The sequence below is a fragment of the Shewanella sp. SM20 genome, assembly GCF_025654545.1.
Lineage (GTDB): Bacteria > Pseudomonadota > Gammaproteobacteria > Enterobacterales > Shewanellaceae > Shewanella > Shewanella oncorhynchi.
This window is the reverse complement of sequence record NZ_JAKKRK010000007.1, coordinates 98,679-114,151: the sequence shown is the minus strand read 5'-3', so window position 1 is coordinate 114,151 and position 15,473 is coordinate 98,679. Positions and strand designations below refer to the sequence as shown.

Below are 15,473 nucleotides of genomic sequence, written 5' to 3'. Positions count from 1 at the left end.
AAACCAGTTGCACTGGGTGCTGGATGTGAGTTTAGGTGAGGATGCGTGCCAGATATACCGTGGTAATGCAGCGACTAATCTTGCCACGATGCGACACTTTGGTTTGAATATGTTACGCGCTGAGAAGCGAAAAATGAGTATCAGAAGAAAGCAGCGTCAGGCATTGATGAATGAGGCTTATTTGGATGCGGTGCTTGAAGCCGGCATGAGTGTGGTTATTAAATGACCACTCGTAATCTCACCCTGAACTAAATGCCTAACGTGATTTTACACAGCGTAATTGCGCTCACCAAAAATGGCACTGCCAATACGCACCATAGTTGAACCACAGCTAATCGCTGTATCTAAGTCATTGCTCATCCCCATTGAAAGCGTATCTACAGCGGGATAATACGATTTAAGTTCTTGAAATAGATTGTTTAACATGGAAAACTCTTTAAGCTGTAACTCTATATCTGCGGTAGCCGTTGGAATTGCCATTAGGCCCCTCAGTGCTAAGTTAGGTAGCTGAGTTATCAGTTCGGCCAGTGGCAGCATTTGAGCCGCATCTATGCCAGATTTTGTGTCTTCAGCACTGATATTAATTTGAATACAGACGTTTAATGGCGCCAATTCGGCCGGACGTTGCTCATTGAGACGTAGGGCAATTTTGTCGCGTGAGAGGGTATGCATCCAATCGAAATGCTGGGCGACTATGCTGGTTTTATTGGATTGGAGTGGGCCGATAAAATGCCATTCTATGTCCGGGAAATCCCCCTTGAGCGCAGTAATTTTTTCAGCGCCTTCTTGGACATAGTTTTCGCCAAAGCAACGCTGACCCGCTTGGTAGGCTGCTATAATGTCTTCAATAGGTTTAGTCTTGCTGACGGCAAGTAAGCGAATACTGCTGGGGTGGCGGGCACATTTTTGCGCTGCTTGTGTGATCCTGCGCTGGGCGATTGCGAGTCTGTCTGCTATTGTTGTCATGATGTAATTATCTAGTTGCAAGGATATCCCAAACGATGGAAATCACTGAGTTATTGGCATTTAGTGTAAAACACAAAGCCTCGGATCTACACCTTTCTGCAGGGATATCTCCCATGATCCGTGTTGACGGTGAAGTGAGAAAAATTAACCTGCCCGCGCTCGATCATCAAGGTGTACACAGCTTAGTGTACGACATAATGAATGATAAGCAGCGCAAGGACTACGAAGAACATTTAGAAATCGATTTCTCGTTCGAAGTCCCTAATCTTGCACGCTTTCGTGTTAACGCATTCAATCAATCCCGTGGTGCAGCGGCTGTGTTTCGTACCATACCAAGTGACATTTTGTCACTTGAGCAATTAGGTGCGCCGGAAATTTTTAAAAAAATTGCCAGTTTCCCTCGCGGATTGGTGCTAGTGACTGGACCTACGGGGTCCGGTAAGAGTACCACACTTGCCGCCATGGTGGATTACGTGAATGAAAATCGACATGATCATATCTTAACCATTGAAGATCCTATCGAATTCGTTCACCAAAATAAGCAATGTTTGATTAACCAACGTGAAGTTCACCGCCATACCCACAGCTTTAATGCGGCGCTTAGAAGTGCACTGCGTGAAGACCCAGACGTGATTTTAGTCGGTGAGATGCGTGACCTTGAGACCATCCGTTTGGCTATGACCGCCGCTGAAACAGGCCACTTAGTGTTTGGTACCTTGCATACTACTTCTGCCGCGAAAACGATTGACCGTGTGGTCGACGTATTCCCCGCCGGTGAAAAAGACATGGTGCGCACTATGTTGTCTGAATCGCTGCAAGCGGTTATTTCGCAAACCCTGATTAAAAAGGTGGGAGGAGGCCGTGTCGCCGCCCATGAAATCATGATGGGCACGCCCGCTATCCGCAACTTAATTCGTGAAGACAAAGTGGCGCAGATGTATTCGGCAATTCAAACAGGTATGGCCCATGGAATGCAGACCTTAGAGCAATGTTTACAGAACTTAGTCAATCGCGGTCTTATCACTCGTGAAGATGCAATGGCGAAAAGTTCGAATAAACAAGCGACATTTTAAGGATTTATGATGGATGTTCGTCCGTTTTTAAAAGTGATAGTGGAACGCAAAGCCTCCGACTTGTTCATCACAGCGGGTTTTCCGCCGAGTGCCAAGATTGACGGTGAATTGCGTCCCTTGGCAGAAAGTGCGTTTACACCAGCACAATCCCTGGATTTTGTTGAGTCGTTAATGACTGAGGCTCAGAAGCAAGAGTTTCATTCCACTCGTGAGTGTAACTTCGCTTTTGCGGCAAAGGATTTAGGTCGTTTTCGGGTGAGCGCTTTTTGGCAGCGTGAATCGCCTGGCTGCGTGATGCGCCGTATTGAGACTAAAATCCCTGATGTCGATGATTTAAAATTGCCGCCTATTCTAAAAGATCTGGTGATGAGTAAACGTGGCCTCATCATTATGGTAGGCGGAACGGGAACGGGTAAGTCAACGTCCTTGGCGGCCTTGGTGGGTTATCGCAATGGTCATGCTCGTGGGCATATTTTGACTATTGAAGATCCGGTTGAATTCGTTCATGACCACAGAAAAAGCATTATCACCCAGCGTGAAGTGGGCATAGATACTGAATCTTTCGATGCGGCGCTAAAAAGCTCCCTTCGCCAAGCTCCCGATGTGATCTTGATTGGTGAAATCCGTACCCAAGAGACGATGGAGTTTGCGCTGTCATTTGCGGAGACGGGTCACCTTTGTATGGCAACCTTGCATGCCAACAACGCCAACCAAGCGTTAGACCGGATTATGCATCTCGTGCCTGAGAGTAAGCATCAACAGTTATTGTTCGATTTATCATTGAATTTACGCGGTATTGTGGCGCAACAATTGATCCCTAAAGTTGATGGCACAGGGCGTCGAGCCGCGATTGAAGTATTGATTAACACCCCAAGGGTGGCGAGTTTAATTGCGAAGAACGAGCTGCATTTACTCAAAGAAACCATGGCAAAATCCAACGAGCAGGGTATGCAGACGTTTGATCAGGCCTTGCTGAAACTTTATGTCGATGGCGAGATTAGTTACGCCGATGCGCTGCACCATGCTGATTCACCAAACGATTTACGTTTGATGATTAAATTGCAGAATAAAGAATCCACGGGCTCAGGTTTTATGGAAGGTGTCACCTTAGACATGGACTAACTCGATAGTTAGATTCTGGGTTAGGCAGCTCTTTATGGGCTGCTTTTTGTTGGTGTCGTTAGATTTTCGTTCAGCTCAATCGGTTTTACTTCATCGCTATGCAGTCGTTAACCATAGCTTTTATTTTTTAATTCAATATGATCTTTACCCAGTATGTTTACGTAATGTACCGGTAAAGGAGAAAGCAATGAAAAAATTACCCATGATATTCGCTATGACAGCGAGCTTGATGAGTGTTGGCGCTATGGCGGCCACTTGTCCCGAGTATCTGAACCTTGAAGTACGAAAATTACATTCTGAAGAGACGGTTAATCTGTGTGAATTGACTCAGGGAAAACCAGTGTTGATTGTTAACACGGCCAGTAACTGTGGTTACACCCCGCAGTTTAAAGCGCTCGAAACATTGCATGAAAACTACAAAGATAAAGGCTTAGTGGTCATTGGTTTCCCATCGGATGATTTTTTCCAAGAAGAAAATGATGAGAAAGATACGGCTAAGGTGTGTTACATCAATTACGGTGTCACCTTTACTATGCTGTCGACATCGCCAGTACGTGGTAGTGACGTTAATAGTGTCTTCAAATACTTAGCCGAAAAAACCGGTGCGCCTAAGTGGAATTTTTATAAGTATGTCGTCAGCGGTGATGGTGCGGTTGTGCAACAGTTCAATTCTAAAGTAAAGCCAGATAGTGAAGAGCTTAAGCAAGCGATAGAATCTGTACTTTAATCTTACGAATATTTATTAATTAAGAGGCTGTTTTGGCTAAATTTTCAGGCTTATCCAAAGAAGTTGGACACGGGCAGCGCGGCAAAGTAGGCGTGTTGTTGTTGAATTTAGGTACTCCAGATGAACCCACAGCATCTGCTGTTAGACGTTATCTTGCAGAGTTTTTAGCAGATCCCCGAGTCGTCGAGATCCCTAAGCTAGTGTGGATGTTGATTTTACACGGGATTATTTTACGGGTACGGCCAGCAAAATCGGCAGCATTATACCAAAAGGTATGGACTGCGGCAGGTTCACCGTTAATGGACATTAGTTTGCGTCAAACGGCAAAGTTAGCGGATAAGCTTAAAGCTGATAACCATGATGTTTCTGTGCATTTAGCAATGCGTTACGGTAATCCGTCGGTTGCTAGCACCTTGCAGACTATGCATCAAAATGGCATAGATAAAATCGTGGTGTTACCTCTGTATCCCCAATATGCGGCCCCAACCACAGGTTCTGCATTTGATGCGATTGCGGCTGAGTTGTCCAAGTGGCGCTATATTCCAGCACTGCATTTTATTAATACTTATCATGACAATGCTGACTTTATTAACGCGTTAGCTAATTCGATCACGGCTGATTTTGAAGCCCATGGTAAACCGCAAAAATTGGTGTTGTCTTACCATGGTATGCCTGAGCGTAATTTGCATTTAGGCGATCCTTATTACTGCTTTTGTATGAAAACGACTCGACTTGTCACCGAAAAGCTTGGGTTAGGTAAAGATGAGTTTGTCATGACTTTCCAATCGCGTTTCGGTAAAGCCAAATGGCTACAACCTTATACCGATGCGACTTTGAAAGCGTTGCCGCAACAAGGCGTGCGTGATATTGCTATCGTCTGCCCAGCTTTTAGCGCTGATTGTTTAGAAACGCTGGAAGAAATTGTTGGTGAGAATGGTCATCTCTTTGCCGAGGCGGGTGGTGAGAAGTTCCGTTACATCGCTGCACTAAACGATGATGATGCACACATTACTATGATGGCCAACTTAGTGAAGCCACATTTTTGATCCGTTAATTTATCGGGTTAAACATCAAACTAAAAGGATAAGGCAACTTATCCTTTTCTTTTTTGTAGTTTTATTTATTGTGGCATTACTTGCTGAAGTTATTTTCGAAGTAACTTTCGATGATAAGGACGGCAGACACCGCATCGACTTGACCTTTGGTCAGTGCCTTAAACCCGCCCAATTCGAATAATCTGGCCTTAGCATCAGTGGTAGTTAATCGCTCATCTTGAGTGGCTATTTTGACTTTGAACTTAGCATTGATGCGATTAGCAAATTTACGCGCCCTGTGGGTCATATCTTGCTCTGTGCCATCCATGTTTAAAGGCAGACCAACGACGACTAAGTCAGGTTGCCACTCTTTGATTAAGTCGCCTATCTGATCCCAATTTGGGATACCATCGACGGCCTTGAGTGATAATAATGGTGTGGCGCTGGCAGTGATCTCTTGGCCTATAGCCACACCAATGCTCTTAGTGCCAAAATCAAAGCCTAATACGGTTTTCGAATTCATAGTATGCGGACTTATATTAATAAATAGGCTTAAGCGTGACCCGCTTGAGCTGAAACTTGCCAAGCATCAAATCCGAGAGCACGACTGGCCTGTGGCCAACGGTCTTCGTGTTTAATGTCAAACAAGAGCGCATTCGTTGCTGGAATTGTGAGCCAAGAATTATCGGCAAGCTCTTGTTCGAGCTGATCTTTACTCCACCCTGCATAACCTAATGCGACGAGAAACTTCTCGGGCGATCTGTTGCTTCCAATCGCGGTTAACACATCACGGGAAGTGGTTAGCATTAAACCACAACCCAGATCTGTGCTATTGGCCCAATAGGGCTGAGAGGTATGCAGCACAAAGCCGCGATCTTGGGAGACGGGGCCGCCCATCATGACATTGGTATTTAGCACTAAATCCGTGGAGACTTGCTCAGCTGGCAAATCCATTTGTTCTAATAGCGAATTAACTTCGATACCGAGCGGTTTATTGATCACCAGCCCCATGGCGCCTTTGGCATCATGTTCACAGATATAAATGACTGAGCGTTCAAAAAACGTACCGTGTAGTGAGGGCATGGCAATTAAGAAATGGTTCTGCAAACTCTCCATTAAACTACTCCGTTTGATGTGGCTAAGTTGATCTAGCTTGCTGCTATATTACTAAGTCGGGCGAGATTAACCGCCAGCTAATTTAACTTTGTAGTTTTGTTTCTCAAGTAATAGCTTTAATTGCTCGCGGTTGTCCGTTTGGACCTCAATAGTGAAATCTTTAACCGTACCACCACAACCACATTGTTTCTTAAGGGTTTGTGCCATTGCTTTTAACGCTGCTTCATCGAGACCTAACCCTGAGATAATCGAAACGCCTTTACCTTTGCGGCCTTTACTGTCTCTGTGGATCCTGACTATGCCATCGGATTCAGGAATCGCTTTAGTGGCGGGCTCTGCATTTATACGGCCTTTGTCGGTGCTGTACACTAAGGATACATTAGGATCTGCTTTCATAGATTTCATTCATTGGTGTTAAAAGATGACTTATACCCGTTCAGTTTATCAAATTTGCAGGGGTTCTGGGAGGTAAAAAAAGACCACTTGAGGATTATCCTTAAGTGGTCTGAACAAAATGCTAACTCTTTGCAGGGAAGTAAGCATATTTTTGAAAAAGGGAGCGTTATCAGCCGTTTTAATTTATGCGCATAAAGACCATGACGATCAGCGCTACTGCAGTCAGTAAGGCGCTGGGCATAATAAATTTATGCAGCTTAGGTAACGCAATTAAGCAGGCGGTAGTCACAAAACCAAATGCGGCGACTGTGGCATAGTTAGTGCCATTAGCAATGGTATCAATAACCAACCAGCCAAGGACTAGGAGGGGTAATATCAGTAAACTGGTAGGCAAGTGACGTTTTATTTTGGCGTTATTCGCTTCGAGAGAAATTTTTTCTGGTGCAAGGAAAAAAATGGCAGATGCAACCATAAACGCGCTAATAAACCAGTACATTTCAATACCCCCTTTAAATCTTAATTGATAATCATTATCATCTTTGGTTTTGCTGAAGTCAAGCTGAATGAGATGCCGCTTTTTAATCAATTGAGTTGTAGATTAGGCTATTGCTCTGTAAGCTAAATTCATATCTCTGATACTTGTCTTTGTTCGGGTCGAACATCTGAGGAAATTAAGATGAAAAATATTTTTGTAGCATTAGCTGTGTTGGCACTCAGTGCCTGTAGTTCGATGAAGTCAGGTTGGGATTTTGATCCTAGCGCCAATTTTACCCAATATAAAACCTATGCTTGGGTTGCTCAGAAAACGGATTCTGCTGGATATCATCTAGATGGCTTGATGGACCAACGGGTCAGAGAAGCGGTGAATAGCCAGTTAGCGAGTAAGGGGATGACATTAGTTGATGCAAAAGATGCTGATGTACTTGTTAATTATCTGACCAAAGTTGATAAGAAGATTAATGTTGATACCTTCAATAGTAATTTTGGCTACAACCCATACTATGGTCCAGGATGGGGTTGGGGCGGCAATATGCAGACCCAAACCACAGTAAGAGAATATGAAGTCGGTACCCTGATTATTGATTTGGTTGATAATAAAACCACTAAACTGATCTGGCGTGGTTCTGTTGCCGATACCATTCGCGACAAAAATACCCCAGAAGAAAGAGTACAGATCATCAATCAAGCAGTGGGCAGTGTAATGGCAAATTATCCACCTAAGCCTGACACTAAGTAGTTCTGATTCAGTTTGAATGAACATTAAGCGGCCTGAGGGCCGCTTTTTTGTGGCTGATTTTTATGCGTTTTGCCCATTCGATTAGATGATCTGCAGTTATTTATCATCTGATTGGATTTACGTTATTAATACTTATTAAAAATTCTATTTTCATAGATGACAATGTGAAGGTAACATTTTTATAACTGACTATTTTGTATAATATTTATCCTATAACATTAATAATGTAATAGGAGTCTGCATCAGATTATTAATAAGATGATGAATTAATTTTTCTAATGATGAATTCAAAATAAAATCATTATAGAACTGAGAGGTTATCAGGCAGAATCAATTCTTTGAGTTGTTGGTAGTAGCAAAGATGCATGAGACGCAGATTATTGGATTACTTTGGCTGATTGGGATTATTGCCGAGGCGATGACGGGCGCTCTGGCGGCTGGCCGCAAGCAGATGGATTTGTTTGGTGTGGTGATCATTGGCTGCGCAACGGCAATTGGTGGCGGTACACTAAGGGATATGATGCTCGGAAATTACCCCTTAATTTGGGTTGAGCATGTGCATTACCTTATTGCGATTGCATTCGCTTCTTTGCTCACTGTCGCTATCGCCCCTGTGATGCGTTATCTGTCTAAGTTATTTTTGGCTATTGATGCCTTAGGCTTAGCGGTATTCTCCATCGTGGGCGCACAAAAGACGTTAATGCTGGGATTTAGCCCAACAATTGCCGTAGTCATGGGATTGGTCACAGGTGTCTTTGGTGGCGTTATCCGCGATATTCTGTGTAACCAAGTGCCTTTGATTTTTAAGAAAGAACTCTATGCGGTGATTTCACTACTGACGGCAGGCTTGTATATCGTCTTAAAAGCCTATCAGTTAACGGAATGGATTAATCTGGTTATTTGTTTAAGCGTTGGTTTTAGCTTACGGATGTTGGCGCTGCGATATCATTGGTCTATGCCAACCTTTGACTACCAATCCAGTGGCGATCAGCATACACATTAAATCGTAAAACCAAATCGTAGAAATAGAACCGTTAAACAAAAGGGCAGCTAAGGCTGCCCTGTTTTTAGCTGTGAATTACTGCTGGGCTTGAAGGGTTTTCAAGGCTTCAAGCGCTGCATCATAGTTAGGATGCTCTGTGATGTTTGGTACTAACTCTTGGTATTGGAGCTTACCTTCTGCATCTATGATGAAAATGGCTCTAGCCAGCAAGCCGTAATCTTGAATTAACAAACCATACTTTTCACCAAAATCACGCCACACGCTATCTGATAGCACTTTGATTTTATCTACGTTTTCCACTTTACAGAAACGCTTCTGTGCGAAGGGTAAATCGGTACTGATCGTTAGCATGATGACGTCATCGGAAAAATGGCCAACTTCGCTGTTGAAGCGCTTCGTCTGCAGTGCGCAAACACCTGTATCTAGGCTTGGCACGGCACTTATCAGTACAGTTTTACCCTTAAAATCACTTAGCATCACTGGCGTGAAATGCTCATCAACGACTTTAAACCCTGGCGCCATTTGCGACAATTTTGGTCTTTTCCCTTCTAAGGTGACTGTTTTTTCACCCATTAAAACCTGTGTTTTCTCACTGGCGAGTGTATTGGGACTCATCAGAACTAGGCTATAAATACAGCTTGCGGCTAAAAATGAAACATATTTTTGCATTGGATTTCCTCACACATGAATATCTGTGCCTTCGCTAATATCTGTCCATTAAGGTACGCTAAAATGATGCGTAGAACCATAAAAAAAGGTCGGTAATTACCGACCTTTTTTATCCACTAATTGTTATTTGCTTAGTGGTAATTCTTTGACATGGATATCCATTTGTGGGAATGGAATACCTATATCTGCAGCGTCTAATGCATTTTTTATTTGCTCAAGCAGTTGGAAACGTGCAGTCCAATAATCAGATGTTTTTACCCAAGGACGAACCACGAAATTGATTGAAGAGCTAGCCAATTCAGAAAGTCCAACTGTATATGCTGGATCTTTTAACACATACTGGTTGTTATCTAAAATATCGGTCAATACTTTTTTAGTGAGTGCGATATCGGCGGAATAAGATACGCCAATCACTAAATCGATACGACGACTATCCATCGCTGAGTAGTTAGTGATAGTGCCATTCATGATAGATGAGTTTGGCGCTACGATAACTTTATTATCAGGAGTACGAAGCTTGGTTGAGAATATGGTTATTTCATCAACAGTGCCGGCGATACCTGCAGCTTCAATATAGTCACCTACGCGGCAAGGGCGGAATAACACCATTAACACACCCGATGCAAAATTAGACAGAGACCCTTGTAGCGCTAAGCCTATTGCTAAACCTGCAGCACCGATAACGGCTACCAGTGATGCGGTTTGTACGCCAATTTGGCCTAACGTAGCAATAACCGCGAAAACAAATACCACTGCCCAAGCGAGGTTTGCGACAAATGAAACGACTGTCGGATCAACTTTACGGCTGTTAAGTAATTTACGAACAAGCTTCTGTGCTACGCCCGCAAAGTATTTACCAACAAAGAAGATGATAATGGCGAATAATGTTTTTAAGCCATAAGTCACAATCAGATCTGGTGCTTGTTTTAATAAACCTTCGAGGTTTTCCATTGAATAACTCCCTAAATATACGCTAACAAAAACTATTTATTATTGACGATAAATTCTACTCGTCGATTTAAACTGCGCCCTTCGCTAGAACGGTTGTCCGCTACAGGTTCAGATATACCTTTACCTATTACGGTAAAGCGATTTGGATTAAAGCCATAGTCTTCAACCAAAATACGTTTTACATTTTGAGCCCGTTGAAGTGATAGTTGATAATTAAACTCTGGTGTACCAACGATATCTGTGTGACCTACTAAGGTTAATTCAACATCATTTTTTTCTAAGAATGCTTTTACTAAGGCTAAAGTTTTCCATTGAGAAAAGTCAACCTCAGCAATGGCAAATTCAAAATACACCATAGCTGCAGAAATATTATGACAATCTGTGTTTAACTCAGCATTTGAATGACTCATATCGCAAACTGGTGATGCAGTCATTTCCACAGAGACTTCTTCCACACAACCATTAGCCATAACAGATGTATTTGGCTCTGTGTTAGGACAGGCATCTTTGATATCTGGCACGCCATCTCGGTCAGTGTCAGACCAAGCAAATACCTGTGATGTTAGGCTTAAACTTAATAGCAAAAGCGCTAGCTGAATCCATCGAGATTGGGAGTTTTTCACTATAAATCACCTATTGAACGATAAGTATTAGTCAAAATTACTAAAGCGATCGCATTGTTGTAGCATGACCATCTTAGTGTGGCATTCTAACGAGTAAGACTCTTTTCGCCAAGCTAAACGCGTACAAGCGTCCATACATCGACAGATAGATATCGGCAAGATCTTGAGTATATTTATGTTTTTATTAGTAGATGTCAGTATGTCGATACTTGCTTGAAGCATATGCGAGGTTCTACATCGGTAAATTTGTCGACAAGTATGACGATAAACTATACAAAATAAGCCTTTAGCGCTAGAGTCTTGAGCCCATTATGCGCCAACCAAACTTTAAGTTGAGGACAAGATGATAGATTTACGCAGTGATACTGTTACCCAGCCAACAGCAGCCATGCGGTTAGCCATGTCCAGAGCCGAAGTGGGTGATGATGTTTACGGTGATGACCCTACGGTAAATAGTTTGCAGGATATGGCTGCGGAGATGTTTGGCTTTGAAAGTGCATTATTTACCTGTTCGGGTACTCAAGCAAATTTATTGGCTTTGATGGCCCATTGTGATCGTGGTGATGAGTACCTGTGCGGTCAGCAGGCTCACAATTATAAGTTCGAGGGCGGCGGCGCTGCTGTCCTAGGCAGCATTCAACCTCAACCTTTAATGAATCAATTAGATGGTACTATTGCATTAGCTGACATTGAAGCCGCAATTAAGCCTGATGATATCCATTTTGCTCGTACTCGTTTGCTTAGTTTAGAGAATACGATTGGCGGTAAGGTTCTCCCGCAAAGCTATTTGGCGGATGCGCAGGCATTAGCCTTTAATCGCGGATTAAAAATTCATTTAGACGGTGCGCGAGTTGCCAATGCTGCGGTGGCGCAGAATATCGCGATAAGTGATATCACGGCGCACTTTGATTCAGTGTCGATTTGTTTATCCAAAGGATTATGTGCGCCAGTCGGCTCATTACTCTTAGGTGATGAACGCTTGATTAAGAAAGCCATTCGTTGGCGTAAAATGCTTGGTGGTGGTATGCGTCAAGCTGGGATACTTGCCGCTGCGGGTAAGCTTGCTTTAACTGAGCAAGTACAACGGCTTAGTGAAGATCATGACAATGCGGCGTACTTAGCTCGGCAGTTGGCAGAATTCAGTGAGTTCGAGGTCAATTTAGCCGCAGTACAAACTAATATGCTATTTGTTACATTAGCATCCCATATTGATGCGAACTTATTGGCTAAACACTGTCGAGCGGAAGGCATCCTGATAAGCCCAGGGCGTACGCTTCGGCTTGTGACTCATAAAGATGTCAGCCGTCAGGACATAGATAAAGTGTTGCGTATTGTTAAGCAGTACCTCAAAGCCTAAGTGTGGATTGATTTTCAGTTTTACTGAAATGCCCGAGCTTTGTCTTGGGCATTTTTATAGGCAGGTATTGCTTAATGTTGAATTATTAAGCAATTAATGAATGATTTGCTAAAACAAGCTTTAGACAACAGGCGAAATGTTTGCGTTTATCTATACTAAAAACAACAAGATTATATCGCTAAGGTAACTTTAGGTTGAAGCCTAATAACAATACTAATAAAGGGGTCGATTATTGGACAAATCGGATCAGTGAATTGGAAATGCCAGCACTGTGTTCGACTGTTAAATCGCTAGAAAAGCTCGCCAAGGATGACGTTTCCTCTCTCGCATTACTCGGGCGTAGCGTGATGCACGATAACGCCTTAACCTCTCGTATTCTTCGAGTTGCTAATAGCGCTATTTACCATAAAGGTAGTAGCCAAATCTCTACTGTCAGCCGAGCGGCTATAGTGCTTGGTTTCGATGCGGTGCGAAATATCTGTATCACAGCCAAGTTACTCTCAAGCTTGTTAGAGAGTAAAAATTTGGCACCTAACGTATATCAAAGATTAATAAAGTTGATGGCTAAAGCATTTCAAGCCGCCATGATTGCACGGATGATGTTGAGCCATTATGACGAAGAAATGCAGGAGGAAGCTTTTATAGCCTCTTTACTGTATCACATAGGTGAGAGTGCTTTTTGGAGTATTGGTGGTGAATTCACCGAAGAGTTAGATCTAAAACTGCGTGAATGTGCAACGCCAGCAGAGGAACGAAGTATAACCCGCGAAGCCCTCGGCACTTCTTTTTCACTATTAACTCAAAGTATTGCCCGCAATTGGGGATTGGGAGAACTGTTGGTCCATGCAGTTAATAATCCTGAAGACCAAAGACCTGAAATTCGGTCTATTTTTATTGCGGATAAGCTCTGCGATATTTTATCTCAGCCTAATCTTGATAAGCAGGAATTAGGGAAACGTATCACGCAAGCGGCGAGTTTTACTGGACTAGAAGAAAATGAGTTTATGGTGCGGATGCAACGCTGCGCGAATGCGACCCATAAGTTAGCTGAAGTATATGGTGCTAAGGTGTTGCTAGACTATCTACCTGATCCCAAGCGTATGGTCACAGCTAAACCTGTTCCACTTCCCATTCCGTTAGATATGCCTGTCTATCAAGTTAACTTGAATATTCAGTTAGCTAAGCTACGAGAACTTACAGGCTTCGCCATTAATAAAGCCGATTTTAACCAAATCATGCAAACGGTTCTCGAAGGTATACTTGAGGGCGTTGGTGTTGACCGGTGCGGCGTGCTGTTATTGTCGCCAAGCCGTAAACAACTTCAACCTAGAGTGATATTAGGTCGTGATGCAGATGCTATTAAGCAAGAGTTTATTATCGATTTGAGCGATAGGCGGGGATTATTTTACCAAGCGATGGAGCATAAGTTACCGCTTTGGGTAGATGATCCTAGCTCTAAGAAATGGCAAGAGCAGTGTAAAGAATTACAAGCGCGACATGTGTCACGTCAAGGCTTTTTATTGGCGCCATTATTAGTCGATAGTAAAGTGATCGGGTTTTATTACGCGGATAGGGGCCCTTCGGAAAGGGCATTTGAAGACGTGGATTTTCAAAGTTTCATCCACTTCTCCCAATTGGCGAATGTGTGTTTTACTGTGTCTTTGAGATAGTGGCATAACTTAAGTGATTGCTTTTTAAGTGATTTTATTTCAAGCTGTATTCTTTCGAAATTGCACTCTTTCAAACCGTATTTTTGGGAGTGCTGCGCTATTGTTTGTTTGCGGCTTTAATCTCGGCAGTTATTTGCTTAGCTACCTCATTAGGAATGGGGAAGCTTAAATGGTATTGCGCTATTTCCCAGTTGCCATTGGTTTTGATTAAAGTGCCAGTTCCTCGACTGACGCCATAGGCTGGACTATTTAATAACTCGTCAAACAATATGACATTGCCGTGTTGGATTAAATGACGCTCAGTTAAATCATAGCGCCAACCTTTTGTGGGGCGCGAGTAACGTTCAAATTCCGCCATTCCCCAACGCTCACTCGCATCCGTGCCAATAAAAATGCCGTCTTTTCGGTACAGGGCAAAGTATTTATCCCAATTGGCATCGCTTGAATATTGGTTGAGTAAATCTAATACGTGACCCGCCGCTTGTTGATCAGGATTCGAAGTCGTTTGAGCGCTTTGTGTTGGCGAGTCCTGCGCCTGTACGCTTACATTAAGGCCGCCAAGCATTAACGCACTGAGCAGTAACCCCGAGGTAGCGCGATTAATATTGGAACCTTTAGCTGAGAATGCATGAGTGTCTTTGAGCATTTTACGTGCCTCTACTTTTATGGGTTAATGCCAGTTTATCGGATCGAGTTGATAAAAGCGGCTCAGTTCTCTATACAAGTCTGGGTGTTGTTGGTAAAAATCCTCTGGTTTCTCAAAAAAGACTTCGGTGATGACGGCAAAAAACTCAGCGGGATTAGTCGCTCCATAATAATTAAATAATGAGGGGGTGCCAAAATTTGCACTGTGTTGTAATTGGGTAAATTCCCTACTTAGCACTTCAGACCAAGTGCTGTAGTCGGCAAAATGTTGCAGAATGGGTGCGCCATTGGCTTGGCCATCTTCTTGATCGAGCTGATGGGCAAACTCATGGATTACGACATTATTACCATCATGGGGATCGGCGGCGCCGTCTAAAGTATTTCTCCATGAGAGCACAACTTTACCGTATTCCCATGATTCCCCTGCCAGCACATTGCGTTGTTCCCACACGATACCGCTAGTGTCTTTATGTTGATTATTGACGATAAAGGCATCGGGATAGACCAAAATCTGTTTCAGTTTGGGGTAAAAGTCGGTTTTACGATTGAGTAGCAGTAGACAGGCTTGGGCCGCGATAGTGACTCTTACTTCATCCGTGATCTCAAAATTATCGCAGCCGATAAAGACTTTTTCATCGATGAAAATTTGGATATGCCGTTTGAGTTGCAGTTGTAGATCTGCGGGTAGAGCATGGAAGTAAGGCAGTCTTTTTTTGAGAATGCTGCGCCATTCTTTTGGAAAAGGTTTCATCGTGACTCGTCGACGATGTAAGGTCCTGCGCCAACGACTCGACAGTAGCCAGGTAATTGCGCCAATTCCTAGGATAAGCGTGATAACAATAGCGAGCATACTTCCCTGACTTAATCCTGATTAACTTAGTATT

At 43.2% G+C, this 15,473-nt stretch carries 18 protein-coding genes and 1 pseudogene; 9 read left to right on the top strand and 10 right to left on the bottom strand.

The window, feature by feature from the left end; all coding sequences use genetic code 11:
* A pseudogene (locus tag L5M18_RS05125) lies at positions 1–226 on the top strand (ISAs1 family transposase); the annotation flags it as partial.
* 41 nt (positions 227–267) lie between these two features.
* Here L5M18_RS05125 and L5M18_RS05120 read toward each other — a convergent pair.
* Positions 268–966, bottom strand: a complete 699-nt coding sequence (locus tag L5M18_RS05120) for a YggS family pyridoxal phosphate-dependent enzyme (RefSeq protein WP_263196118.1) — start codon at positions 964–966, stop codon at positions 268–270.
* Between the two features lie 35 nt (positions 967–1,001).
* On the opposite strand from L5M18_RS05120, the gene L5M18_RS05115 reads away from it, so the two are divergent.
* From L5M18_RS05115 to hemH, 4 genes are all read left to right on the top strand, one after another.
* On the top strand, positions 1,002–2,039 hold the full coding sequence (locus L5M18_RS05115; protein ID WP_006082517.1) for a type IV pilus twitching motility protein PilT: 1,038 nt from the start codon (positions 1,002–1,004) through the stop codon (positions 2,037–2,039).
* 9 nt (positions 2,040–2,048) lie between these two features.
* Positions 2,049–3,161, top strand: coding sequence for a PilT/PilU family type 4a pilus ATPase (locus L5M18_RS05110; protein ID WP_028761282.1), 1,113 nt, complete (start codon positions 2,049–2,051; stop codon positions 3,159–3,161).
* A 187-nt stretch (positions 3,162–3,348) separates the two neighbouring features.
* Positions 3,349–3,888, top strand: a complete 540-nt coding sequence (locus L5M18_RS05105; RefSeq protein WP_263196116.1) for a glutathione peroxidase — start codon at positions 3,349–3,351, stop codon at positions 3,886–3,888.
* Between the two features lie 32 nt (positions 3,889–3,920).
* Positions 3,921–4,934 carry a ferrochelatase gene (gene hemH, locus L5M18_RS05100; protein WP_263196114.1) on the top strand — a complete coding sequence of 338 codons (1,014 nt, stop codon included), beginning with the start codon at positions 3,921–3,923 and terminating at the stop codon, positions 4,932–4,934.
* An 85-nt stretch (positions 4,935–5,019) separates the two neighbouring features.
* On the opposite strand, the gene ruvX is transcribed toward hemH, so the two are convergent.
* From ruvX to L5M18_RS05080, 4 genes are all read right to left on the bottom strand, one after another.
* Positions 5,020–5,445 carry a Holliday junction resolvase RuvX gene (gene ruvX / locus L5M18_RS05095; RefSeq protein WP_028761279.1) on the bottom strand — a complete coding sequence of 142 codons (426 nt, stop codon included), beginning with the start codon at positions 5,443–5,445 and terminating at the stop codon, positions 5,020–5,022.
* Positions 5,446–5,474: 29 nt separating this feature from the next.
* Positions 5,475–6,038: a YqgE/AlgH family protein gene (locus tag L5M18_RS05090; protein WP_263162149.1), complete on the bottom strand. Its 564-nt coding sequence runs from the start codon at positions 6,036–6,038 to the stop codon at positions 5,475–5,477.
* Positions 6,039–6,104: 66 nt separating this feature from the next.
* Positions 6,105–6,434: a stress response translation initiation inhibitor YciH gene (gene yciH, locus L5M18_RS05085; protein ID WP_028761277.1), complete on the bottom strand. Its 330-nt coding sequence runs from the start codon at positions 6,432–6,434 to the stop codon at positions 6,105–6,107.
* A gap of 178 nt (positions 6,435–6,612) precedes the next feature.
* Positions 6,613–6,930 (bottom strand): hypothetical protein, encoded by a 318-nt coding sequence (locus L5M18_RS05080; protein WP_263162154.1) that lies wholly within the window; start codon positions 6,928–6,930, stop codon positions 6,613–6,615.
* Between the two features lie 180 nt (positions 6,931–7,110).
* Between L5M18_RS05080 and L5M18_RS05075 the strand changes: the two genes are divergently transcribed.
* On the top strand, positions 7,111–7,671 hold the full coding sequence (locus tag L5M18_RS05075) for a DUF4136 domain-containing protein (RefSeq protein WP_028761276.1): 561 nt from the start codon (positions 7,111–7,113) through the stop codon (positions 7,669–7,671).
* 361 nt (positions 7,672–8,032) lie between these two features.
* Entirely contained in the window at positions 8,033–8,674 is a 642-nt protein-coding gene (locus L5M18_RS05070; protein ID WP_028761275.1) for a trimeric intracellular cation channel family protein, read from the top strand.
* Positions 8,675–8,749: 75 nt separating this feature from the next.
* Here L5M18_RS05070 and tpx read toward each other — a convergent pair whose 3' ends face one another.
* From tpx to L5M18_RS05055, 3 genes are all read right to left on the bottom strand, one after another.
* Positions 8,750–9,343, bottom strand: coding sequence for a thiol peroxidase (tpx, locus tag L5M18_RS05065; protein WP_105251878.1), 594 nt, complete (start codon positions 9,341–9,343; stop codon positions 8,750–8,752).
* A gap of 123 nt (positions 9,344–9,466) precedes the next feature.
* Positions 9,467–10,294, bottom strand: coding sequence for a mechanosensitive ion channel family protein (locus L5M18_RS05060; protein ID WP_028761273.1), 828 nt, complete (start codon positions 10,292–10,294; stop codon positions 9,467–9,469).
* 32 nt (positions 10,295–10,326) lie between these two features.
* A complete protein-coding gene (locus L5M18_RS05055; RefSeq protein WP_263196113.1) occupies positions 10,327–10,917 on the bottom strand; it encodes an OmpA family protein in 591 nt (196 codons plus the stop codon).
* A gap of 343 nt (positions 10,918–11,260) precedes the next feature.
* On the opposite strand from L5M18_RS05055, the gene ltaE reads away from it, so the two are divergent.
* Both ltaE and L5M18_RS05045 read left to right on the top strand, forming a co-directional pair.
* Positions 11,261–12,274, top strand: a complete 1,014-nt coding sequence (ltaE, locus tag L5M18_RS05050) for a low-specificity L-threonine aldolase (RefSeq protein ID WP_263196111.1) — start codon at positions 11,261–11,263, stop codon at positions 12,272–12,274.
* Between the two features lie 194 nt (positions 12,275–12,468).
* Positions 12,469–13,944, top strand: a complete 1,476-nt coding sequence (locus tag L5M18_RS05045; protein WP_263196110.1) for an HDOD domain-containing protein — start codon at positions 12,469–12,471, stop codon at positions 13,942–13,944.
* A 97-nt stretch (positions 13,945–14,041) separates the two neighbouring features.
* Here L5M18_RS05045 and L5M18_RS05040 read toward each other — a convergent pair whose 3' ends face one another.
* Entirely contained in the window at positions 14,042–14,590 is a 549-nt protein-coding gene (locus L5M18_RS05040) for a nuclear transport factor 2 family protein (RefSeq protein WP_263191128.1), read from the bottom strand.
* A 24-nt stretch (positions 14,591–14,614) separates the two neighbouring features.
* Entirely contained in the window at positions 14,615–15,439 is an 825-nt protein-coding gene (locus tag L5M18_RS05035) for a zinc-dependent peptidase (protein WP_263177622.1), read from the bottom strand.
* Between the last annotated feature and the right edge of the window lie 34 nt (positions 15,440–15,473).

Coding starts and splice junctions, on each gene's coding strand:
- L5M18_RS05120 (WP_263196118.1), bottom strand. CDS start 966: ATGACAACAATAGCAGACAGACTCGCAATCGCCCAGCGCAGGATCACA.
- L5M18_RS05115 (WP_006082517.1), top strand. CDS start 1,002: ATGGAAATCACTGAGTTATTGGCATTTAGTGTAAAACACAAAGCCTCG.
- L5M18_RS05110 (WP_028761282.1), top strand. CDS start 2,049: ATGGATGTTCGTCCGTTTTTAAAAGTGATAGTGGAACGCAAAGCCTCC.
- L5M18_RS05105 (WP_263196116.1), top strand. CDS start 3,349: ATGAAAAAATTACCCATGATATTCGCTATGACAGCGAGCTTGATGAGT.
- ruvX (WP_028761279.1), bottom strand. CDS start 5,445: ATGAATTCGAAAACCGTATTAGGCTTTGATTTTGGCACTAAGAGCATT.
- L5M18_RS05090 (WP_263162149.1), bottom strand. CDS start 6,038: ATGGAGAGTTTGCAGAACCATTTCTTAATTGCCATGCCCTCACTACAC.
- yciH (WP_028761277.1), bottom strand. CDS start 6,434: ATGAAAGCAGATCCTAATGTATCCTTAGTGTACAGCACCGACAAAGGC.
- L5M18_RS05080 (WP_263162154.1), bottom strand. CDS start 6,930: ATGTACTGGTTTATTAGCGCGTTTATGGTTGCATCTGCCATTTTTTTC.
- L5M18_RS05075 (WP_028761276.1), top strand. CDS start 7,111: ATGAAAAATATTTTTGTAGCATTAGCTGTGTTGGCACTCAGTGCCTGT.
- L5M18_RS05070 (WP_028761275.1), top strand. CDS start 8,033: ATGCATGAGACGCAGATTATTGGATTACTTTGGCTGATTGGGATTATT.
- tpx (WP_105251878.1), bottom strand. CDS start 9,343: ATGCAAAAATATGTTTCATTTTTAGCCGCAAGCTGTATTTATAGCCTA.
- L5M18_RS05060 (WP_028761273.1), bottom strand. CDS start 10,294: ATGGAAAACCTCGAAGGTTTATTAAAACAAGCACCAGATCTGATTGTG.
- ltaE (WP_263196111.1), top strand. CDS start 11,261: ATGATAGATTTACGCAGTGATACTGTTACCCAGCCAACAGCAGCCATG.
- L5M18_RS05040 (WP_263191128.1), bottom strand. CDS start 14,590: ATGCTCAAAGACACTCATGCATTCTCAGCTAAAGGTTCCAATATTAAT.
- L5M18_RS05035 (WP_263177622.1), bottom strand. CDS start 15,439: ATGCTCGCTATTGTTATCACGCTTATCCTAGGAATTGGCGCAATTACC.